This window comes from Egicoccus halophilus, assembly GCF_004300825.1.
Classification (GTDB): domain Bacteria; phylum Actinomycetota; class Nitriliruptoria; order Nitriliruptorales; family Nitriliruptoraceae; genus Egicoccus; species Egicoccus halophilus.
Genome location: NZ_CP036250.1, coordinates 2,418,381 through 2,439,455, shown reverse-complemented (window position 1 = coordinate 2,439,455; position 21,075 = coordinate 2,418,381). Strand labels below are relative to the sequence as shown.

Genomic DNA, 21,075 nt, shown 5'->3' with positions numbered 1-21,075 from the left:
AGCGGGGTGACCCGCGGGCCGATGGAGGAGACGGAGGGCTCGCATCCCGAGCCTCGCCATCTCGAGCCCGCGATCCCGGAGACCGATGTGTCCGAGCACCTCGACACCCGCGCCACACGGCTGGCCGAGGCTCTCGACGAGTTCCTGTACTGCTCGCAGGACGTCGAGGCGGCCGCCGTGTTGTCCTTCGACGGGGTCCCGATCGCGAGCGCCCTGCCGGACGAGCTCGACGAGAGCGCCGTCGCGGCCGTGAGCGCCGCGATGCTCGGGCTCGCGCAGCAGGCATCGACCGGTTTCGCCCGCGGACGCCTGGAGCAGGTCGTCGTGGAGGGTGAGGCGGGCTTCGTGCTGGTGCGCAACGCTCACGACCGGGCCGTGCTGGCCGCGCTCGTGGCGGCGCCCGCGAAACTCGGGCTGCTGCTCGCCGACCTGCGTGTCGCCGCCGATCGCATCGGTGCGCTGCTCGCGCCGGTCCCGTCGGTGGCGGACACGACGCTGCGGGACAACGTCCCGGTGACCGCGCCGTGCGGGTCCGAGCCGGCCGAGACGGTCGCCGTCGTTCCGGGTGTGTTCGCCGAGGGCCACCCGACCACGCCGCAGGTCGAGCCGGCGGATGAGGTCACCGCCTTCGCCACCCCGGTTTCCTTCGCCACCCCGGATCCCTTCGCCACCCCGGATCCCTTCGCCACGCCGGCCCCCTTCGCACCTCACGCGCTCGCCGGGCCGGTCCCCGCACCGGCGTCGTTCGCCACGCCGTCCGGGCCGGTGGGATCCCTCGACGTCCCGCTGGAGCCGGCGGAGGCACCCGGGTCGGCCGCGCATGACGGTGAGGAGCTGCCGCCGGCGAACGACTACGAGGCCGAGCTGCTGGCCATCCTGGCCGACCAGGCGGTTGCACTCGACGAGCGCGACCTGCTGACCGAGGCGTTGGTGGAGGTTCGTCGCGCCACGGGTGGTGACCGCCAGGACGCGGCCTGGGCCGGCCCCGAGGTCGCCGCGCCGGGACGGGGGTGAGCGGCGTGCTCGAAGGACGACTCGACGAGTTCGCACTCGAGGACATTCTGGTGCTGTTGACCAGCTCCCGCAAGACGGGCCTGCTGTGCCTGGAACTGAGCGACTGGGTCGTCGAGGTGGACCTGTTCGACGGCCGGATCTCGCACGTGCGGGCCGGTGGGTCGGCACCGTGCGACGCCCTCGACGTGCTGCTGGACGTGCTCTGTACCCGTCCCGCCGGGGCGTTCCGTTTCTTGGCCGACGCCTGCGCGACCCCGGCCGTGTCCGACGGGGATCTGTGGCCCACGGCTCGCCGACGGGCGGCGACGTGGCCCGGGCTGATCACTCGCACCGGCGGACCGGACGTCGTGCTGTCGTTGGCGGTCCCGACCGGTGAGGACGACGTGGTCGTCGACGTCGACCGGTGGCGGCTGCTCGCCCAGGTGGACGGGTCCCGGACGATCGCGCAACTCGCCGACCGCTGGGGACGTGGGCAGCTTCGAGCGCACGAGGCCGTGGCCGACCTGCTCGACCGGGGTCTGCTCCGTGTGGCCGCGGCGACCGCATCGAGCACCGAGGACGTCGCGTACGACGTCCCAACGACCTCCGTCGTCGCCGACCTGCTCGTCGCCGACCTGCTCGACGCCGACCTGCTCGACGCCGACCTGCTCGACGCCGACCTGCTCGACGCCGACCTGCTCGACCCCGTCCTGCTCGACCCCGAACCGCACGAGGCCGACCCGTTCGACCCGGACGGGTCCGACGTCTTGCAGATCGCCGGGGTCGGGGTGCTCCACTTCCCGCCGTCCGGTCCCCGGCGGCTGCCCACGCGCGTCCACCAGTACCGGATCGGTCCGTGTCCGGTAACGGGGCCGGACCCGCGGCTGGGGGTGAGCGGGTCTTGACCCCGCGGCGCCCCGCAGGACCGACGTGGTGCCCCACGGCGGCGGTCGGGCGATGAGGGCACTGGCACAGGTCCTGCTCGGCCGCGGACTGCTCGACGAGTCACAGCTGCGTGCGGCGGTGGCGGAACAGCAGCACACCGGCCATTCGCTCGGTCGGATACTGGTCGCGCGGGGGTCGCTGACCGAGCAGCAGCTGCTCGAGGCCCTCGCGGTGCAGGTCGGACTCGACGTCGTCGACCTCGGCGAGGCCGAGATCGACGCCCGGCTGGCGCTGCTGGTTCCGATGAACACGCTGCGCAAGCACTGCGTGCTGCCCTTCGCCTTGCGCGAGGGCAAGCTGCTCGTCGCGATGAGCGACCCCTCCGACGTGGTCGCGATCGACGACGTGCACACCATCACGGCGCACGACGTGCAGCCCGTGGTCGCCCGACGGGAGGACATCCTCGCCGCGATCGAACGTCACGCCCACCTGACCGACGACATCGAGGCGATGGCCGACGACCTCGCCGACGTCCAGGACGCCGGCGACGACCTCGCCTCGATCCAAGCGGTCACCGAGGAGGCGCCGGTCGTCAAGTTCGTCAACCTGCTCATCTCACAGGCGGTGGCCGACGGGGCGTCGGACATCCACATCGAGCCGGGAGAACGCGACCTGCGGGTCCGCTATCGCATCGACGGGGTGCTGCACGAGGTGGTCCGCTCGCCCAAGACGATCCACTCCGGGCTGGTCAGCCGACTCAAGATCATGGCCGACGTCGACATCGCCGAGCGGCGTCTCCCACAGGACGGCCGCATCGGTGTCACCACCAACAACCGCGCCATCGACCTGCGCTTCTCGACGCTGCCGACCGTCTACGGGGAGAAGGTGGTCATGCGCGTGCTCGACAAGACCTCCGTGCTGCTCGAGCTCGGCGACCTCGGCTTCCTCGACCACAACCTCGCTCGCTTCGAGGAGGCCTACCGCAAGCCGTACGGGACGCTGTTGGTCACCGGACCGACCGGGTCGGGCAAGTCGACCACGCTCTATGCCGCCCTCAACGTCCTCAACGAGCCTGGTGTGAACATCATCACGACCGAGGACCCGGTGGAGTACCGGCTGCCGGGAATCTCGCAGGTGCAGGTGAACCCGAAGGTCGGTCTGACCTTCGCCGCCGCGCTGCGCTCGATCCTGCGCCAGGACCCCGACATCGTGCTCGTCGGGGAGATGCGGGACCGTGAGACCGCCCAGATCGGGATCGAGGCCGCCCTCACCGGGCACCTGGTGCTGTCGACCCTGCACACCAACGACGCGCCGTCGGCCATCACCCGTCTCACCGAGATGGGCATCGAGCCGTTTCTCGTCGGCTCGGCCGTGGACTGCGTGCTGGCGCAGCGTCTGGCGCGCCGGGTCTGCCCGCGCTGCGCCGAGCGCCTCCGCCCGTCCGACGAACTGCTGCGCGCCGCCGGCTACGACGACGACGTGGTCGCCGCGCGCCCCGAACTCCTCCGGGCGGTGGGCTGCGTGGCGTGCAGCGGCACCGGTTACCGCGGCCGCCTGGCGCTGCACGAGGTGCTGACCGTCACCGAGGACATCGAGCGGCTGGCGGTGGCGCGGGCATCGTCGGAGGAGATCTCGCGTGTCGCCGTGGCCCAGGGCATGCAGACACTGCGGCAGGACGGCCTGGCGAAGGTGCTGCTCGGGCAGACCACCCTCGAGGAGATCGGACGGGTCGTCGCTTGACGACCGAGGAGGACGTTGGTGAGCGCACTGGGCGACGCACTGGTGCAGCAGGGGACGCTGCGCCCGGAACAGGTCCGGTGGGCCGAGCAGCTGGCCGCAACTGGCGGCGGCAGCTTGCCCAAGGTGCTGATGGAGCACCGTCTGGCCGACGAACGCACGCTGGTGCGCGCCTTGGCCCTGACGCTCGGGATGTCCTACGTCGACGTCGACAGCAGCAGCGTCGACGTAGAGGTGGCAGCCCTGCTGCCGGGTCCGCTGGCCGCCGAACTCGGCGCGCTCCCCATCGGCATCGGCCCGGACGACCGGGTGGTGGTCGCGGTCGCCGACCCGAAGGACGTGACGCTGCGCGCACGGGTGCAGGACGCCCTCGCGGTCCCGGTCACGTTCGCGCTCGCGTCACGCCGCGAGCTGCAGGTCGCGATCGCCGCGTACACCGGGTCGTCCCCGGCCCGACACGACGAACACCGACCGTCGTCGGAGGCGAGCCCCGCGGCCGTTCTGCCGACACCGGCGACGCCCCCGCCGGCGGCCGTCCCGGACGGGCGCGACACCCTGCTGCCCTTCGAGCAGCGCGCCGCGTTCGAACTCGACGACCTGCTCGTCGCGCTGGTCGAGCGGGGTGGCTCCGACCTGCATCTCACCGCCGGCATCCCCCCGACGATCCGCGTCCACGGCGACCTGGTGTCGCTCGACGAGTTCGCCCCCTGCGACCCGGACGACCTGCAGAACCTGCTCTACGGAATCATGACGCAGAAGCAACGTGAGCAGTTCGAGAACGAACTCGAGCTGGATCTGTCGTACGCGATTTCCGGACGGGCCCGCTTCCGCGTCAACGTCTTCCAGCAGCGAAACGCGCTGGGCTCGGTCATGAGGGTCATCCCCTTCGAGATCAAGGTGCTCGAGGACCTCGGTGTCCCCGAGCAGGTGGCCAACTTCGCGTACCTGCCGCGCGGGTTCGTGCTGGTCACCGGGCCGACGGGCTCGGGGAAATCGACGACGCTGGCCGCCGTCATCGACCTGATCAACCGCAACCGGCCGGCCCACATCATGACCGTCGAGGACCCGATCGAGTTCCTTCACAGCCACAAGCGTTCGGTGGTCAACCAGCGCGAGGTGGGCAGCGACACCCACGGCTTCCAGCAGGCGCTCAAGCACGTGCTGCGCCAGGATCCCGACGTCATCCTCGTGGGGGAGATGCGTGACCTCGACACGATCCAAGTCGCCCTCACCGCAGCGGAGACCGGCCACCTGGTGTTCGGCACTCTCCACACGCAGGACGCGCCGCAGTCCGTCGACCGCATCATCGACGTCTTCCCTCCCCACCAGCAGGAACAGATCCGGGTGATGCTCGCGGGGGCCCTGCAGGGCGTGGTCTGTCAGACGCTGCTCAAGACGGCCGACGGGGAGGGACGGGCGGTCGCGGTCGAGATCATGACCGCCACGTCCGCGGTCAAGAACCTCATCCGCGAGGGCAAGACCCACCAGCTCTACAGCGCCATCCAGGCCGGCGCGCAGCACGGCATGGTCGCCATGGACCAGTCACTCGCCTCCCTGGTGAAGCGGGGGCTGGTGACCTACGACACGGCGCTGGAGAAGGCGAACAACGTGGCCGAGTTCCAACGCCTGGCCGGCCGGGCCTGAGAGGGGAGGATGACGATGGCCAGCTCCGTGCTGCACCGCTTCGACTACAAGGTCCGCGATCGGGCCGGCAGGCTCATCACGGGTCAGCTGGAGGGTGACTCGCAGGCCGCGGTCGCCACGAAGCTCACCTCCATGGGCTACGCACCGGTCTCCATCGCCCAGGTCAACGAGCGTGGCCTGCAACAGGAGCTCCGGATCCCCGGTCTGTCGGACCGGGTCAAGCTGAAGGACCTGGCGGTCTTCTCGCGGCAGTTCGCCACGATGATCAACTCGGGCTTGAGCCTGATCCGTGCCCTGTCGATCCTGCACGAGCAGACCGAGAACCGCACGCTCGCGACGACGATCGACGGCATCCGTCAGTCGGTCGAGACCGGCACGTCGCTGTCCGCGGCCCTGGCGGAGTACCCGAAGGTCTTCCCCGCGCTCTACGTCGCCATGGTCCGGGCGGGCGAGGCCGCCGGCATGCTCGACGAGGTGCTGCTGCGGGTCGCGGCCATGCTCGAGGCCGACGTGACGCTGCGCGCGAAGATCAAGTCGGCGATGACCTATCCGGTGATCGTGCTGGTCATGGCCATCGTGCTCTCGAGCGCGATGCTGATCTTCATCGTGCCGACCTTCGCGGGCATGTTCGACACGCTCGGTTCGCAACTACCCACCCCGACGCGGATGCTGCAGTCGCTGTCGCAGTTCGTCACCTCACCGCTCGGGCTGCTCGTGTGGCTCGGCACGCCGGTCGGGCTGTGGTTCGCCTACCGGTCGATCGCGGCCAAGCCGAAGGGACGCTTCGCGCTGGACCGGCTCAAGCTCCGGCTGCCGGTCTTCGGACCGCTGTTCCACAAGATCGCCCTGACCCGGTTGGCCCGCAACCTGTCGACGCTGCTCGCGGCGGGTGTCCCGATCCTTCAGGCGCTCGAGATCACCGCCGAGACCGTCAACAGCGGCCCGATCGCGCAGGCGCTGGGGGACGTGCGCGACTCCGTGCGCCAGGGCGAGTCGATGAACCGGCCACTGGCGCAGCACGCCGTCTTCCCGGCGATGGTGGTGCAGATGATCGCGGTGGGGGAGGAGACCGGCAACATCGACGGCATGCTCGGCAAGATCGCCGACTTCTACGACACCGAGGTCGAGTCGACCACGCAGTCGCTGACGGCGATGATGGAGCCGCTCATGATCGGCGTGATCGGGGCCATCGTGGGCGGCATGGTCATCGCGCTGTACATGCCGATGTTCAGCATCTTCGACGCGATCCACTGAAGCGGGACGACGTCCGGTGGTCCGGAGGTGGCGGCGCGGTCCGCGCCGCCACCTTCGTGCGTTGTTGCGACGTCGCGGATCCCGCCCCTCAAGTTCGCGACCCACGCGCCGACGGAAACGGTTGACGAACCGTGAGCGCGTGAGAAGGGCGACCCCGTCGTAAGGCGGGCAAGCAACGTCACGGGACCTCACCCCGGCCGCGTGCCGGGACGGTCAGCCGGACTACCTCGCGCAGGGGACTCTCCATCCCTCGATGGGGACCTGTGCAGGTGACACCACGCACGGCGCGTCGCACAGGTCCACGTCCGACATCTCCGGAGAACAGGGTTCCCATGTCCCCGCTGAAGCTGCACACCGCACGTGAGGAGGAGGGCTTCACCCTCATCGAGCTCCTCGTCGTCGTCATCATCATCGGCATCCTCGCCGCCATCGCCATCCCGAGCTTCCTGTCACAGCGCGAGCGCGGCTGGCAGGCCGAGCTGACCTCCGCGGTCCGCAACGCCGCCCTCGAGGTCGACGCCGCCGCGACCGCCCAGAACGGCAACTACCCGACCACCACCGACGGCAACGCGCTCGTCACGCCGTTCGAGAACGGCGTGCTGATGACCCTCGACTACGCCCCGGTCCCCAACACCGCCGGTGCGGCCATCGGGTTCCGGCTCAACGGCACCCACACCCGCATCAACGGCGGCACCAACTGCCTGAGCTACGTCTACGACGGTGAGAACCAGGGCCGTCTCGGCGACTTCGGCAATGAGGCATGTACCACAGCCACGCCGTAGCCGGCTCTCTCGACACGACGTGGGGCGGCCTCGGGCCGCCCCACGTCGTACGAAGTAGGGTCCACGTCCGACGTGCAGGAGACGCCGTGGAAGCCGTCGTGGTGGTGGGGCTGGCCGGCCTGCTCGGGCTGGCCCTCGGGTCGTTCGCGACCGTCGCGATCCACCGGTGGCCGCGCGGTGCGGCGGTGACCGAGCCGAAGCGCTCGGCGTGTCCAACCTGCGGGGCGATGGTCGCGCCGCGGGACAACGTCCCGGTGCTGTCCTTCCTGCTGCTGCGCGGACGCTGCCGCGCCTGCGGCGCGGGGATCTCGCCGCGCTACGCCGTGGTGGAGCTCACCACCGCGCTGCTGTTCGCCGCCGTCACGTGGGTCTGGGGCTGGCACCCTTTGCTGCCCGCGCTGCTGGTGTTCGTCTGGGCGCTCGTGGTGGCGACCGCGATCGACCTCGAGCACCGCATCATCCCCAACCGTCTCACCTACCGTCTGCCGTTCGTGCTGCTCCCGTTGGTGGTGCTCGCCGCGGCGCTCGACGGTGACTGGGCCGCCTTGCGCGGGGGCGTGATCTGGGCGCTCGTGGTCCCGGCGGTGATGTTCACCTTCGCGGAGCTGTTCCGACTGGTCCGTGGCCAGGCCGGCATGGGCATGGGGGACGTGAAGCTCGCCGTCTCCATCGGCCTGGTCGTCGGCAACCTCGGAGGCGTCCACCTGGTGGCCTTCGCCTACGCCACGATCGGCGCCGCCGTCGTGGTGGTCGTCGGCCTGCTGGTGTCGGGGCGGGCACGCCTGGCCAGCCGGGTGCCCTTCGGGCCCTACCTCGCCGCCGGGTCGCTGGTGGTGGTGCTGGCCCCCGACGCGAGCGCGACCGCGGTCCGTACCGTGCTCGGCGTGTGAGGCGATGATGGTCCGGGTTCCGTCGGGCTCGCCGGGCGCCGTCACTGAACGCCGACTGCTCAAGACCCGCGTACCGCCGCCGACGAGGAGGTGGTCCGGCCCCTCGAGGGGCCGCCGTCGGACGGACTGAGACGTGGCAACCACCGCTGTGGGGGTGGACATCGGCACCCGCACCGTCACGGTCGCGGAGGTCGCGTCCTCCCGGTCGGGCCCCCGCATCACGAACTTCGGCGGCATCGAGCTGTCGCCGGGTTGGGTCGTCGACGGTGAGGTCCACGAACCCGATGCGGTGGCCAACGCCCTGCGCGACCTCGTCGCCGCCACGAAGGTCCGCACCAGGAAGGTGTGGCTCGGCGTGGCGAACTCCCGTGTCGTCGTCCGCCAGCTCGACCTGCCGGCCATGCCGCTCGAGGACCTGCGCGCCTCGATCCGCTACCAGGTGCAGGAACACATTCCCATCCCGGTCGAACACGCCGAACTCGACGTGCACGTGCTGGCCGAGGAGGTCACCGAAGACGGCGAACGACGCCAGCGGGTCCTCATCGCCGCCGCGCACCGGGACATGGTGAACCGTCACGTCGAGGCCGTCCAGCGCGCCGGTCTGCGCGCCGTCGGCGTCGACCTCAACCCGTTCGCGATGCTGCGCGCCATCGGGAACCACTCGCCGTACCAACAGGCCGGCGAGGTGCTCGTCGACGTCGGCGGCGGCGTCACCGACGTCGTGGTGCAACACGGCGGCACCCCGTTGTTCGTTCGCATCCTGACGTCGGGCGGCGACGAGGTGACCGACGCGATCGCCATGGAGCTCGGCATCGACCACACGGAGGCCGAACGCCTCAAGCGCACGTCGGACCCGACGGCCGACGGGCGTCTCGCGGCGTTGGTCGCGCGTCACGTGGAGCGGCTCTCGGAGGAGATCCGCAGCTCGATCGACTACTACCTCGCCCAGCCGGGTGCCGCGCCCCTCGCCGGTGTCGCGCTCACCGGCGGCGGCGCCAACCTCCCCGGGCTGTCGGACCAGCTGGCGGAGTCGCTGCGCCTTCCGGTGGAGCTCGGCAGCGTGTTCGACCACTGGGGTGCCAAGGTGGCCGCTTACGACGCGCCGGCGCTGCGCACCGTCGGCCCGACCCTGACCACGGCCGTCGGCCTCGCCCTAGCGGGACGCGAATGAGCGTGCGGGTCAACCTGCTGCCGGTGGCGAACGTCGCACATCGTCGTGCCAGCCGGCAGCGCGCCGTGGTCGTCGTCGCGCTGGGGGCGGTCGTCGCGGCACTCGGCATCGTCCACGCCGTGCAGCACGCGACCCTGCGAGGGGCCGAGGCCGAGCTCGCCGCGGCGCAGCACGAGGTGCTCGCGCTCGAGGGGGCACGGGCCGAGCTCACCCCGTACGCCGAGCTCGCGGCGCAGGCGATGGCGGCCGAGGAGCAGGTCCGCGCGGCGCTGGCCGACGAGGTCTCGGTCGCCGGGTTGTTGCAGGACCTCGCGCTGGTCACCGCCACCGAGACCGGACTCGAGACGATCGACATCCGGCTGCAACCGCCGCTCGGGGCGGCGCCGGCCGTCGACGGTGTGCCGCCGGATGTCGTTGGCACGGTCACCCTCACCGGGGCCAACACCGCCGGACACGCGCCGGGCGTCGAACGCCTGCTGCTGGACTACGCCAGCCTGGTCACGCTGGCCGACCCCTACGTGTCCTCCTCGACGCTGGACGAGCACGGCAACGCGAGCTTCGTCGTCGACGTCGACGTCCGGCCCTCCAGTCGCACGGAGCGCTACGCCGACGGGTTGCCGGAGGTGTTGCGATGACCCGCACCCAGATGGTGTTGATGGGGCTCGTCGGGGTCCTGATGATCGCCCTGTATGTCGTGCTGCTGCACCAGCCACGCGCCGCCGAGATCGCCCAGATCCGGTCCGACACCGTGACCGCACAGGACGACCAGGCACGGCTGCAGGCCGAGATCGCCCGGCTGCAGCAGGTCCGCTCGCGCGCCCCCGAGCTCGAGGGGGAGCTCACCGCCGCCCGCGCGGTCGTGCCCGACGCCGCGGCGCTGCCCGCGCTCGTCCGTCAGCTCGAGACCGCCGCGGACGACGCCGGGGTCGCGGTCGGCACGATGACCCTCGGCAAGCCGGCCACCGAGGCCCCGGCGGCCATGGTGGCGCGGCTCCCGGTCAGCCTGAGTGTGTCCGGGTCGTTCTTCCAGCTCGTCGACTACCTGCGCCGTCTCGAGGACCCGACCCTCACGCCCCGCGGGCTGCGCTGGGACGCGGTGAGCGTCACGACTGCCGAATACCCCGAGCTGACCGCGACGCTGACGGGCCGTGCCTTCGTCGACGCGGCCGCGGTCACCCCGCTGGACGCGGCAGCCGCCGGCGCCACGGCACCGGCCTCGCCCGAGTCCACCGCCGGGGCGAGCCAGCCGGACGGCGACCCCGGATCGGCCCCCGTGCCAGACGGCGGCGGGACGGAGGTTCCCGTGCCCGGCGAGACGGGCGCCGGCGTTTCCGTGGAGGCCGCGTCATGACTACGGACACCACCGACCTGCCGGTGCGGAGCACGCGTCTGCCCCTACTGCTGGCGCTGCTCGTGGCGGCCATCGCCGGCCTCGTGCTGGTCAGGTTCCTGACCGGCGAGCCGAGCGGTCCCGACGACGCGCAGGTCACGGCGCTGCCGGCGGCTCAGGTCCCCGAGGCCGAGGCCGTCCCGGCGCCCGCGGCGCCCGGCCGGGGCCAGCCGTTCTCTCTGTCGGAGGCCCAGGATCCCTTCCGTCGCGTGGCCGACGCTCCCGTCGGAACGGTCGATCCCGACCCGGACCTCGCCCTGCCCGCCGAGGTCGTGGAAGACCTCGACGCCCTCCCCGACGCCGGAGAGCGGGTGCCCGTGCCGTCCCCGGGCACGCTCCCCACGGGCGGTGACCCGGTCCCGACCACGGACGTGGGCCCCGCCGTGGACCCCGCCGTGGGCGCCGACCCGGCACCCGTCACCCCGGCGCCCGCGCCGTCGGCCCCGCGGTCACCGGCGCCCACGCCCGGGACTCCGCCGGTCCTCGATCCCTCGCCCACCCTGCCGAGCCCGTCGCCGAGGTCGCCGACGTGCGAGACGCGCGACGGCGACGTCGTCTGTGACGGCCAGCTCGTGCGTCTGGCACGAATCTTCCTCGACGTGCAGGGCCAGCAGCAGGCGCTCGTGCAGGTCGACGACGGACTGTTCCTGGTGCCGCCGGGACAGGTCTTCGCGCGCGCGTTCTTCTTCGACCGGTTCGACGAGGGCTGTGGCGAGTTCGGCTATCTGACCGAGACCTTCCGTCTGTGTCTCGCCGCGACGCCGGCACGGTGACCGGCGTGGCACGCCCGCCCGGTCGCTCAAGCCGCGTGGCACTCGTGCCGACAGCTCGGTCGAGACGTCGGCGAAGCGAGGACGCGGTGCGGCAGACGCGTGGTCACGCGTTCCCGTCGCGCCGCGCCGGGGAGGAGGGCGCCTCGCTCGTCGAGGTGCTGGTGACCGTGGCGCTGCTCGCCACGGCGTTCCTCGCGCTGGCGCAGGTGGCGACGGCGAGCCTGCTGTCGCTGCGCGGTTCGGCGGACCGCACGACGGCCGTCGCCATCGCCACCGAGGCGGTCGAGGCCAGCCGGCAGCTGCCGTGGCACGACCTCGGCCTGCACCAGGTCACCCACGCCGCCCGGTGTGCGCAGTCCTTCCCGGTCGACGTCGCCGGGACGCTGCGCGAACCCACCCTGTGCCTCGCCGACGGCGGGGTCACCGACACCCTGCCGTTCACGGGCCGCAACGGCGACTACGAGGTCGAGACGGTGGTCACGACCGTGCCGAGCTACACCAACGCCCGGCGGGTCACGACGGTGGTCCGCTGGGAGGATCGTGGCCGTCACCGCGAGGTACGTACCAGTTCCGTCGTCGCGGGGGTGGAACGTGGCTGAGCGCCCCCCGCGGACCGGTGCCGGCGAGCGTGGTTTCACCCTCGTCGAGCTCCTCGTCGTTCTGGCGTTGGCCCTGGTCGTCGGTGCGGCCGTGGTCTCGAGCGTCGGCGCCGCCGCCCGGGCCGAGACCCGCGCGCTCGACCTGCGCGGGAACACCGACGCGGCCCGGGTCGCGGCCGAGCGCGTGCGCGACGGGGTGCGCCAGGCCTACGGCGTCTGCGACGTCTCCGACGCCGACCGGCTCGTGGTGTGGACCGGCGACACCGACGGCGACGACCGCATCGACGCCGACGAGCTGCGGACCTACCGGGTCACCGCCGGGCGGCTCGAGCGCCAGGAGGGGGTGGCGACACCGATCGTGCTCGCCGGCGGGCTCGCCGCCGGGTCTCCGTTCAGCTACTTCGACCGCGAGGGCGACCCCCTGCCGGTGCCGCTGACCGGCGTGGCGCTCGACTGCGCCTCGACGGCGGTCGTCGAGGGCCGCGGCGGCGTCGCCTCGGTCGGGCTCGCGCTGGCGGGCGACCGCGCTCCCGACGGTCGCACGGCACCCGTGGTGGTCGACTCGAGGATCACGCTGCGCAACGCGGCCCAGGCGGACGCGGTCATCAACCCGAACCGGCCGCCGCGGGCCCAGTTCACCCAGACCTGCACCGGGCGGCAGTGTGCCTTCGACGGTCGGGGCTCGTTCGACGAGGACGGCGAGGTGGTCCGCCACGAGTGGGACTTCGGCGACGGCACGGCCACGGCGACCGGTGACTTCCCGCCCGTCCATGTGTTTCCCAACGACCTGCCGTACCTGGTGACGCTGACGGTGACCGACGACAAGGGCGCGGTGGACAGCCTGACGCAGGCAGTGCTGCTCGACTCGGGCGCGGCGACCCCGGCCGCCGCCTTCACGGTGGTCTGCGCGAGCGACCGCGGCTGCCGCTTCGACGCGAGCGGCTCGTTCGACGCCGACGGCGACATCAGCCGCTACGACTGGGACCTCGGCGACGGGCACACGGCTTCCGGGTACGAGCTCGACCACCAGTATGCGGCCTCCGGGGTCTACGCCGTCACGTTGACGGTGACCGACGCCGGTGGTCGCTCCGGTTCGCAGGTCCACTACGCCAACCCGACGGCCACCCCCAACGCGTTCGCGGTCGCGGGGTTGACCGACCTCAGCACCACCGACGGCGTCAAGTCCGGCTGGCTGCCCATCGTCGAGATCGAGATCCGCTACGCCGACGGCGCCCCGGCCCACGCGGTACGCGTGGAGGGCCAGTTCGCCACCGACACCACGCTGCGCAGCGGCTTCACCAACGCCCAGGGCCGCATCCGACTGCAGGCCAACGGGATCGCGTCGGGCAGCCGGACCACGTTCACGGTGCAACGCGTCGGCACCACCGTCCCCGTGGGGACCCGCGGAATCGAGCTCCGGAAGTGATGACCACCAGCGACCGGGTGACCACGACCTCCCTCCGACGGCATGCGGACGAGCACGGCATCGCCCTGCCGACCGCCCTGCTGGCGATGCTCGTCCTGCTCATGCTCAGCGGCCTGTTCGTCGCGCACGCCGCACCGCAGGAGGCGGCCACGGCCGACACGCAGGCCTTCGAGGCCGGGCTGCACGTGGCCGAGAGCGCCGCCGAGCTGGCCGTGGCCGCACTGGCCGACCCGAACCATCCGGCGCAGCCGTTCACGCCGGCGGTGGCCAACGTCCCCACCACCGCCGCCGGGGCCCGGCAGTGGGCGCTCGGGCAGGCCGCCGCACGCGTGACGCCCGACTGCCGCAACTTCGAGCGCACCGCCAACGGCGACGGCATCGCGATCCTCGACCAGACCAACGGCGACCTCTACGGCGTGGCGTTCCTGCCCGACTGCCGCGACCGGCGCTCGAGCCGTGTGGTGCGCATGGCCTACGACGTGCGCCCCGTGGTCCCGCTCGCCGCGACCGTGTCGATCCTGACCGGGTGCGACGTCGAGTTCGCCCACACCAACGCCCAGATCGGTGCCGGCGGGATCCACTCGAACTGCCACATCACCGGCTTCCCGCGGGTCGCCGCCGGCGTGCCCTACACCGCCAGCGGCAGCTGCGACACGGCCGGGGGCTGTGCCGGCGGCCAGCCGAAGCGCAACATCCCGAACTACCACGCGCGGGTGTTCTGGCAGCAGCGCAACGCGCCCGGGGTCGCCGGCGCCCAGGCCGACCCCTTCTACGAGCTGTGCCCCGATGGCAGCGTCCGTCAGAGCACCCCGCAGGCCGTGGCCCCCTGCAACCCCGCGACCTCGACCGAGGTGGTCCCCCCGAGCGCGCACTGGGTGTTCACCGCAGCCACCGACGGCAACACCTGGACCTGGACGAGCAACGCCGGGCCACCCAACGGGCAGTACTACGCCTACCAGGCCAACGTCGTGAATCGCATGAACAACGGCAACGGCAACTCGACGCGGATCACGCTGTTCGCCGAGGCCGACCGTGCCCGGATCCTGGCCGGCGACGGCCGCCACTCCGGCAACATCACCTACACCGAGAACCCGAAGTTCTTCACCTCGTGGCCCGGCGTGGGAGCGGTCGCCGACGTCGACCTGCTGGTCGACAAGAACATGCACGCCGACGGGCAGATGACCCTCATGTTCGCCCGCGAGCAGTTCCGCATCGACTACAACGGCCGCTACGACCGGCTGTTCTTCATGACCTGCGACGCCGCGCTCGACGCCGAATTCCGCCACGACTCGCCCTACTGCGAGACGTCGCGGTCGTCGAGCACGCCGGGCAGCCCCATCCACCGCAACCAGATCACCAAGAACTCCGACTACCTGATGCCGCCGTCAGGCAACGCGATCGTCCCGAACCTCGGGATCAGTGGCGTCACCGACTGGGAGGCGCTGTAGCTCGGGTGCGTACCCGGGCGCGGATAAGCTGCGAGGTCCGTCGTCCTCGAGCCTGCGACCGAGGTGTCCGCGTGCCGCGTCTGCGCTACCTGACCGCCGGTGAGTCCCATGGCCCGGCGTTGGTCGCCACCCTCGAGGGGCTGCCGGCCGGCCTGCCGGTGTCCCGGGCGGTGCTCGCCGACGAGCTGGCCCGCCGTCGTCTCGGGCACGGACGCTCGCCGCGGATGGCGTTCGAGGTCGACGAGGTCGAGGTTTTCGGCGGGGTGCGTCACGGTCGCACGCTGGGCTCGCCCGTTGCGGTCGTCATCCGCAACACCGAGTGGCCCAAGTGGGTCGACGCGATGGACCCCGAGCCGCGCGACGACCTCGAGGCGATCCGTGACACCGGCCGGGGCCGTCGACTGACCCGCCCCCGCCCCGGACACGCCGACCTCACCGCGGCGCTCAAGTACGGCTACGACGACGTCCGTGACGCCCTCGAACGCGCCTCGGCCCGCGAGACGGCCGCCCGCGTCGTCGTCGGCACGCTCGCCAAGCGCCTGCTCGCCGAGGTCGGCGTCACGGTGGTCAGCCACGTCGTCAACATCGGCGGCGTGCGTACCGCCGACGACGCGGCCCGCCCCGGGCCCGAGGACCTGGCGCGGGTCGACGCCTCGCCGGTGCGGTGCCTCGACCCCGACACCGAGGCGGCCATGATCGCCCGTATCGACGCGGCCCACGCCGACAACGACACGCTCGGCGGGACGATCGAGGTGCTCGCGCACGGTCTGCCGCCCGGCCTGGGCAGCCACGTCCACTGGGACCGCAAGCTCGACACCCGGCTGGCCGCCGCGTGCCTGTCGGTGCAGGCGATGAAGGGCGTCGAGTTCGGCGACGGCTTCGCGCTCGCCGACCGGCCCGGCTCGCAGGCCCACGACGAGATCCTGCACGGCCCCGACGGCTACGCCCGCCCCACCGACCGAGCAGGCGGGATCGAGGCCGGCATGTCGACCGGGCAGCCGCTGCGTCTGCGGGTGGCGATGAAGCCGATCTCCTCGCTGCCGCGGCCCCTGCGCACCGTCGAGCTCGACACCCACGACGAGGCGGTCGCGATCACCCAGCGCTCCGACGCCTGCGCCGTGCCGCGCGCCGGGGTCGTGCTCGAGTCGGTCGTCGCCATCGAACTCGCCGACGCCCTGCTGGAGAAGACCGGCGGGGACACCGTCGCGGAGGTGGTGCGCAACCTCGACGCGTACCTCGACGAGGTGGCCGAGCGCTGATGATGAGCCGCAACCTGCTGCTCCACGGGATGATGGGCGCCGGCAAGTCGACCGTCGCGGTGCTGCTCGGCGAGCGCCTCGGCCGGCGGGTCGCCGACACCGACGAGGAACTGCGGACCTGGACCGGCCGGTCCATCCCGGAGCTGTTCGCCACCTACGGCGAGGCCGGTTTCCGGGACCTCGAGCGCCGGGTCGTCGAGGAACTGGCGACCTACCACGACCTGGTCGTCGCGCTCGGCGGTGGCGCCGTGCTGCGCGACGACAACGTCGCGTCGCTGCTGCTGACCGGCGTGCTGGTCGAGTTGCGCGCCACCCCGGAGGTGCTGGTCGAACGGCTCGCCGGCAGCACCGACCGCCCGCTGCTCGGCACGGTCGGCCCGGACGGGAGGGTGAGGGGGACACCGGCCGAACTTCGGCAACGGGTGGAGCGGACCCACGCCGAACGTGCGCGACGCTACGCCGAGGTGGCCGACCTCACCGTCGATGCCGCCCGCACCCCGGACCAGATCGTCGACGACATCCTGGACTGGGCGCTGGCCCAGGGGGACGTGCTGACCCCCTCCGAACACGAACAGGTGATGCGTTGACCGCACCCAAGCGCGTGGACGTCCCGATCGAGGGCGCCCCGTACCCCGTCCTGGTCGGCACCGGCTGGCTCGACGACCTGCTCGACCACGTCGCGTTGCCCGACGGCGTCGGCCGGGTCCTCGTCGTCAGCCAGGAGCCCGTCCAGGAGGCCGGCCATCTCGGTCCGGTCGTCGCCGCCTTCGAGGCCGCCGAGGTCGAGGTCCACCGCTACGACGTCCCCGACGGTGAGGCCGCCAAGAGCGCAGGGGTGCTCCGCGAGCTGTGGGAGGCGTGTGCCGAGGCGCCGCTCGGCCGCCGTGACCTGGTCGTCGCCGTCGGCGGGGGGGTCGTGGGCGACCTCGCCGGTTTCGCGGCTGCGACCTGGAACCGCGGGATCGGTGTGCTGCAGGTGCCGACCACCCTGCTCGCGCAGGTCGACGCGGCCATCGGGGGCAAGACCGGCATCAACCTGCCGCAGGGCAAGAACCTCGTCGGCGCCTTCCACCAGCCGCTCGCGGTCGCCTGCGACGTCGCGACCCTGGCCACCGTCGCTCCACGCATCCGGGTCGAAGGGTTCGGCGAGGTGGTCAAGTACGGGTTGATCGCCGACCCGGACCTGCTCGCGCTGCTCGAGGACCGCGCCGAGGACGTGCTCGCCGGCGACCCGGAGCTGCTGGAGGACATCGTCCTGCGCTCGGCCACCGTCAAGGCCCGCGTCGTCGCCGCCGACGAGCGCGAGGGGGGCGTGCGTGCGCACCTCAACCTCGGCCACACCTACGGACACGCGGTCGAGTCGCTCACCGGCTACGACGAGGTGCTGCACGGCGAGGCGGTCGCGATCGGCACCGTGGTGGCGTTGCGGCTGGGCGTGCGGCTCGGGCGGACGCCGGCGGCGCTCGCCGACCGGGCCGAGCAGCTGCTCGACCGGCTGGGGCTACCCACCCGCGGTCCCGTGCTCGACCGCGCGCAGGTGTGGACCACCATCGCCCGCGACAAGAAGGCCGACGCCGGCGGCGTGCGCTTCGTCGTCCTCGACGACCTCGCCGAGCCCGCCGTGGTGACCCCGGAGCGGGCCGAGGTGGACGCGGTCCTCGACGAGCTCGGCGTCATCGACGAACCGGTCGAGGAAGCGGCGCCAGCCGACGCCTGAGGCGGTCGCGCCCGGAGATCGACCTGGCTGGTCCACCCGCCCCACGGCAGGCCGGGCACGAGATGCGCGGCCGTCAGGCGTCGTCGGCGGTGGCGCGCAGGTGGTCGGCGAGCCCCGGCAGGGCGAACTCGAGGCGACCGTCACCGGTCGGGCGCAGCAGCCCGTGCTGGGCGGTCAGCGCCTGCTGCGTGGAACCGAGCTGCTCGCTGCGGCGGCCGAGCGCCGCCGCGATGGCCCCGGTGGTCCGGGCGCGGTCCTCGAGGCGCGCCGCAGCGTGCAGGTAGCGGCGCTGCAGCGGCCCGAGCTCGCGAAGGCGCTGCTCGTAGAAGTCGGTGACCAGTGGCCGGGCCGCGGCCAGGCCGGCGGCGGCGTCGGCACGGGTGATCACCGCACCGTCACCGGCGTTCCACATCTGGCTGCCGATCAGGTGCAGGAAGTACGGATAGCCCCCGCAGGCCGCCATCAGCAGCTCGAGCGCGTCGGCGTCGAACGTCGCGCCGCCTTCACGGGCGAGCGCGCGCAACCCCTCGCGCATGTCGCCCTCGCCGAAGCCGCGCAGCGGCAGGGGCTTGCTGCGCTCGCCGAACGTGGAGCCGGCGTTCTTCAACCGCCCGACCAGTCCGGGGAGCCCGGCGACGACCGCACCGACCGGCAGTGCGTCACGGCGCAGCGCCCCGGAGCGCCCGTCGCGGGTGGCGACCACCCGACCCTGGACCTCCTGCAGGGCGTGGAAGAGGTCGCCCAGTGCGTCGAGACCGATGTTCTGGGCCTCGTCGACCAGCAGCAGGAGCACCGTCCCGCGCTCGCGGGCGAGGCCGCCGACGGCGGCGAGCAGTTCCTCGAGCTCGTCGGCGCGGTCGGAGGTGCCGGCCTCGTGCAGCTCCACGGTGACCCCACCGGGGCCGAGCGAGATGCCCGCCAGCCGGCGCAGCGCATCGCGGGCACCGCGGGCCAGGCCGGCCGCGACGTCGCGTTCGTGGAGCAGGGTGGCCAGGCCGCGGCACAGGCGGCCGATCACCGCGTCGCCGCGGGTGGCCGACGCCCGTACGACCCACCGGCCGGCCTCGCGCTGTTCCTCCTCGAGCTCGCGCAGCAGCGTGGTCTTGCCCACGCCGCGGTCACCGGTGACCAGACGCACCTGCTCGTAGATGCCCTGCGCCAACCGGTCGACGAGCAACTCGAGGTCGGCGAACTCGGTCTTGCGCCCGGCGAAGACGCGCGGCAGGTTGCCGAAGCCGGGCGTGAACGGGTTGGTGGCGGGGGAGCGGCCCACGCAGACTCCTCGCGTCAGCAACGTAAGCTTACGTCCGGTACGCAGCTCGACGTCCCTGCCGGCCACCGGCAGGAACGTCGAGGAGCGAACCACCCCGGTGCGACACCGACGTACCGACGTACCGGCGGTGCCGGTACCCGTGGCGGCGTGCCGATCGCGCTCCCCCGGTGCCACTGCCCGACACCCGCCGCCGACGTCCATCACCCGAGGCGCCCGATGACCAGCATCCTGTTGCTCCACGGCCCGAACCTCTCGCAACTCGGCGCGCGTGACCCGGCCCAGTACGGGACCGACACGCTCGAGGACGTGGTCGCCGTCTCCCGCGCGGAGGCGGAGGCCGCCGGGGCGCGCCTGGAGGCGGAGCAGTTCGAGGCGGAGGGGGCGCTCGTGTCGCGGGTGCACGCCGCCCGGACCGACGGGACCGGCGCCGTGCTGATCAACGCCGGCGCGCTGACCCACTACAGCATCGCGCTGCGCGACGCGCTCGACCTGCTCGAGGTCCCGGTCGTGGAGGTCCATCTCTCCAACGTCCACGCCCGCGAGCCGTTCCGACAGCACTCGGTCATCGCGGCCGTCTGCGACGGCAGCATCGTCGGGTTCGGGACGGCCGGCTACCCCCTGGCCGTGCGCGCCGCTCTCGCCCTGCACGATCGGCACGTCGCATGAGCAGCCGGCCGTCCGCCGCGGGTCCGCAACCGGGTGGCCCGCGACCCGGTCTGCCACGGGTCGACCACGCCTCCCGCCGAGCCCGCGCCCGGGATTACCTCGCCGACGCGGACGTCGACGCGCTGCTGGTCACGGCACCCGCCAACGTGCGGTGGCTGACCGGCTTCTCGGGCAGCAACGGGCAGCTGCTCCTCGCCGCCGAGCCGGCCGGTGACGTGTTGGTCACCGACGACCGCTACGCGCAGCGGGCAGCCGAGGAGGCCGCAGGGCTCCCGCTGGTGCTCACCCGCGACCCGGTGGGTCATGCCGTCGAGTCGCTGGGCGGTGGCGGGTCGTGGCGGTTGGGCGTGGAGGCCGGTGCGGTCAGCTGGGCCGACGCCCGACGGTGGCACGGGCGCCTGGTGGAGGCCGGCGCAGAGCTGTGCCCCACCGAGGCGATGGTCGAAGCGCTGCGGGTGGTCAAGGACGACGCGGAACTGGCGCGGCTGGCCGAGGCGTGCCGGATCACCGTCGACGCGCTGAGCTGGCTGTTCGATGCGGTCGTCGCCGTCGGCCGCACCGAACGCGAGCTCGCCACCGCCCTCGAACGGCGCTTCGTCGACCTCGGCGCCGACGGGGTCGCGTTCCCCTCGATCGTGGCATCGGGCCCGAACGCCGCCGTTGCGCACCACGCGCCGACCGACCGGGCCCTGGTGGCCGGCGACGTGCTCACCGTCGACGCCGGCGCGACCGTCGACGGCTACCACGCCGACTGCACCCGCACGGTCGCGCTCGGGCACCTCGACGCGCGGCTCGTCGAGGTGTACGCGGCGGTCGAACAGGCGCAGGCCCTCGGACGCGCCGCGGCGGTCGCCGGCGCCACCGGCGCCGAGGTCGACGCGGCGTGCCGCGACCACCTCACCGCCGCCGGCCTCGGCGACCGGTTCGTGCACGGCACCGGCCACGGAGTGGGTCTGGACGTCCACGAGGCTCCGGCGGTCGCCAGGGGGTCGGCTGCTACGCTCGCGCCCGCAACGGCGCTGACCGTCGAACCGGGGGTGTACCTGCCCGGCATCGGCGGCGTCCGCATCGAGGACACGATCGTGGTCACCGCGGACGGACCGCCGACGATCCTGACGACCGCCCCCCGGGAGCTGCGCGTCCTGTAGACGTGCGCCCCGCCCCTCGA

The 21,075-nt window shown here is 72.6% G+C and carries 20 protein-coding genes and 1 riboswitch; of the genes, 19 read left to right on the top strand and 1 reads right to left on the bottom strand.

Going from position 1 to position 21,075, the window contains the following annotated elements; translation table 11 throughout:
• The first annotated feature begins 21 nt into the window (after positions 1-21).
• From ELR47_RS10910 to aroB, 17 genes are all read left to right on the top strand, one after another.
• Positions 22-1,014: a roadblock/LC7 domain-containing protein gene (locus ELR47_RS10910; protein ID WP_130649926.1), complete on the top strand. Its 993-nt coding sequence runs from the start codon at positions 22-24 to the stop codon at positions 1,012-1,014.
• Positions 1,015-1,019: 5 nt separating this feature from the next.
• A complete protein-coding gene (locus ELR47_RS10905) occupies positions 1,020-1,898 on the top strand; it encodes a DUF4388 domain-containing protein (RefSeq protein ID WP_130649925.1) in 879 nt (292 codons plus the stop codon).
• Positions 1,899-1,950: 52 nt separating this feature from the next.
• Complete coding sequence (locus tag ELR47_RS10900) at positions 1,951-3,618, top strand: GspE/PulE family protein (RefSeq protein ID WP_130649924.1); 1,668 nt, start codon at positions 1,951-1,953, stop codon at positions 3,616-3,618.
• An 18-nt stretch (positions 3,619-3,636) separates the two neighbouring features.
• Positions 3,637-5,259, top strand: a complete 1,623-nt coding sequence (locus ELR47_RS19135) for a PilT/PilU family type 4a pilus ATPase (RefSeq protein WP_165404008.1) — start codon at positions 3,637-3,639, stop codon at positions 5,257-5,259.
• Between the two features lie 15 nt (positions 5,260-5,274).
• Complete coding sequence (locus ELR47_RS10890) at positions 5,275-6,513, top strand: type II secretion system F family protein (RefSeq protein WP_205745198.1); 1,239 nt, start codon at positions 5,275-5,277, stop codon at positions 6,511-6,513.
• 137 nt (positions 6,514-6,650) lie between these two features.
• Positions 6,651-6,743: riboswitch (cyclic di-GMP riboswitch) on the top strand.
• Positions 6,744-6,845: 102 nt separating this feature from the next.
• Positions 6,846-7,295: a type IV pilin protein gene (locus tag ELR47_RS19130; protein WP_130649922.1), complete on the top strand. Its 450-nt coding sequence runs from the start codon at positions 6,846-6,848 to the stop codon at positions 7,293-7,295.
• A gap of 86 nt (positions 7,296-7,381) precedes the next feature.
• Positions 7,382-8,185 carry a prepilin peptidase gene (locus tag ELR47_RS10880; RefSeq protein ID WP_165404007.1) on the top strand — a complete coding sequence of 268 codons (804 nt, stop codon included), beginning with the start codon at positions 7,382-7,384 and terminating at the stop codon, positions 8,183-8,185.
• Positions 8,186-8,318: 133 nt separating this feature from the next.
• Positions 8,319-9,356, top strand: coding sequence for a type IV pilus assembly protein PilM (pilM, locus tag ELR47_RS10875; RefSeq protein WP_130649920.1), 1,038 nt, complete (start codon positions 8,319-8,321; stop codon positions 9,354-9,356).
• Entirely contained in the window at positions 9,353-9,991 is a 639-nt protein-coding gene (locus tag ELR47_RS10870) for a hypothetical protein (RefSeq protein ID WP_130649919.1), read from the top strand. The genes pilM and ELR47_RS10870 overlap by 4 nt, the downstream gene beginning before the upstream one ends.
• The gene (locus ELR47_RS10865) at positions 9,988-10,707 is read left to right on the top strand and encodes a type IV pilus inner membrane component PilO (protein ID WP_130649918.1); all 720 of its coding nucleotides are present in this window, start codon (positions 9,988-9,990) and stop codon (positions 10,705-10,707) included. The genes ELR47_RS10870 and ELR47_RS10865 overlap by 4 nt, the downstream gene beginning before the upstream one ends.
• Complete coding sequence (locus ELR47_RS10860; RefSeq protein WP_130649917.1) at positions 10,704-11,519, top strand: hypothetical protein; 816 nt, start codon at positions 10,704-10,706, stop codon at positions 11,517-11,519. The genes ELR47_RS10865 and ELR47_RS10860 overlap by 4 nt, the downstream gene beginning before the upstream one ends.
• A gap of 86 nt (positions 11,520-11,605) precedes the next feature.
• Positions 11,606-12,118 carry a hypothetical protein gene (locus ELR47_RS18360; protein WP_165404006.1) on the top strand — a complete coding sequence of 171 codons (513 nt, stop codon included), beginning with the start codon at positions 11,606-11,608 and terminating at the stop codon, positions 12,116-12,118.
• Positions 12,111-13,544, top strand: a complete 1,434-nt coding sequence (locus ELR47_RS10855; RefSeq protein WP_165404005.1) for a PKD domain-containing protein — start codon at positions 12,111-12,113, stop codon at positions 13,542-13,544. The genes ELR47_RS18360 and ELR47_RS10855 overlap by 8 nt, the downstream gene beginning before the upstream one ends.
• The gene (locus ELR47_RS10850) at positions 13,544-14,992 is read left to right on the top strand and encodes a hypothetical protein (RefSeq protein WP_130649915.1); all 1,449 of its coding nucleotides are present in this window, start codon (positions 13,544-13,546) and stop codon (positions 14,990-14,992) included. Before ELR47_RS10855 ends, ELR47_RS10850 begins: the two co-directional genes overlap by 1 nt.
• Positions 14,993-15,063: 71 nt before the next feature.
• A complete protein-coding gene (gene aroC, locus ELR47_RS10845; protein ID WP_130649914.1) occupies positions 15,064-16,251 on the top strand; it encodes a chorismate synthase in 1,188 nt (395 codons plus the stop codon).
• Positions 16,251-16,838 carry a shikimate kinase gene (locus ELR47_RS10840; RefSeq protein WP_130649913.1) on the top strand — a complete coding sequence of 196 codons (588 nt, stop codon included), beginning with the start codon at positions 16,251-16,253 and terminating at the stop codon, positions 16,836-16,838. The genes aroC and ELR47_RS10840 overlap by 1 nt, the downstream gene beginning before the upstream one ends.
• Positions 16,835-17,968 carry a 3-dehydroquinate synthase gene (aroB, locus tag ELR47_RS10835; RefSeq protein WP_165404004.1) on the top strand — a complete coding sequence of 378 codons (1,134 nt, stop codon included), beginning with the start codon at positions 16,835-16,837 and terminating at the stop codon, positions 17,966-17,968. Before ELR47_RS10840 ends, aroB begins: the two co-directional genes overlap by 4 nt.
• A gap of 73 nt (positions 17,969-18,041) precedes the next feature.
• Here aroB and ELR47_RS10830 read toward each other — a convergent pair whose 3' ends face one another.
• On the bottom strand, positions 18,042-19,241 hold the full coding sequence (locus tag ELR47_RS10830) for an ATP-binding protein (protein WP_165404003.1): 1,200 nt from the start codon (positions 19,239-19,241) through the stop codon (positions 18,042-18,044).
• Positions 19,242-19,457: 216 nt separating this feature from the next.
• Here ELR47_RS10830 and ELR47_RS10825 point away from each other — a divergent pair, with 216 nt between their 5' ends.
• Positions 19,458-19,907, top strand: coding sequence for a type II 3-dehydroquinate dehydratase (locus ELR47_RS10825; protein ID WP_130649910.1), 450 nt, complete (start codon positions 19,458-19,460; stop codon positions 19,905-19,907).
• The gene (locus tag ELR47_RS10820) at positions 19,904-21,055 is read left to right on the top strand and encodes a M24 family metallopeptidase (protein ID WP_130649909.1); all 1,152 of its coding nucleotides are present in this window, start codon (positions 19,904-19,906) and stop codon (positions 21,053-21,055) included. Before ELR47_RS10825 ends, ELR47_RS10820 begins: the two co-directional genes overlap by 4 nt.
• The last annotated feature ends 20 nt before the right edge of the window (positions 21,056-21,075 follow it).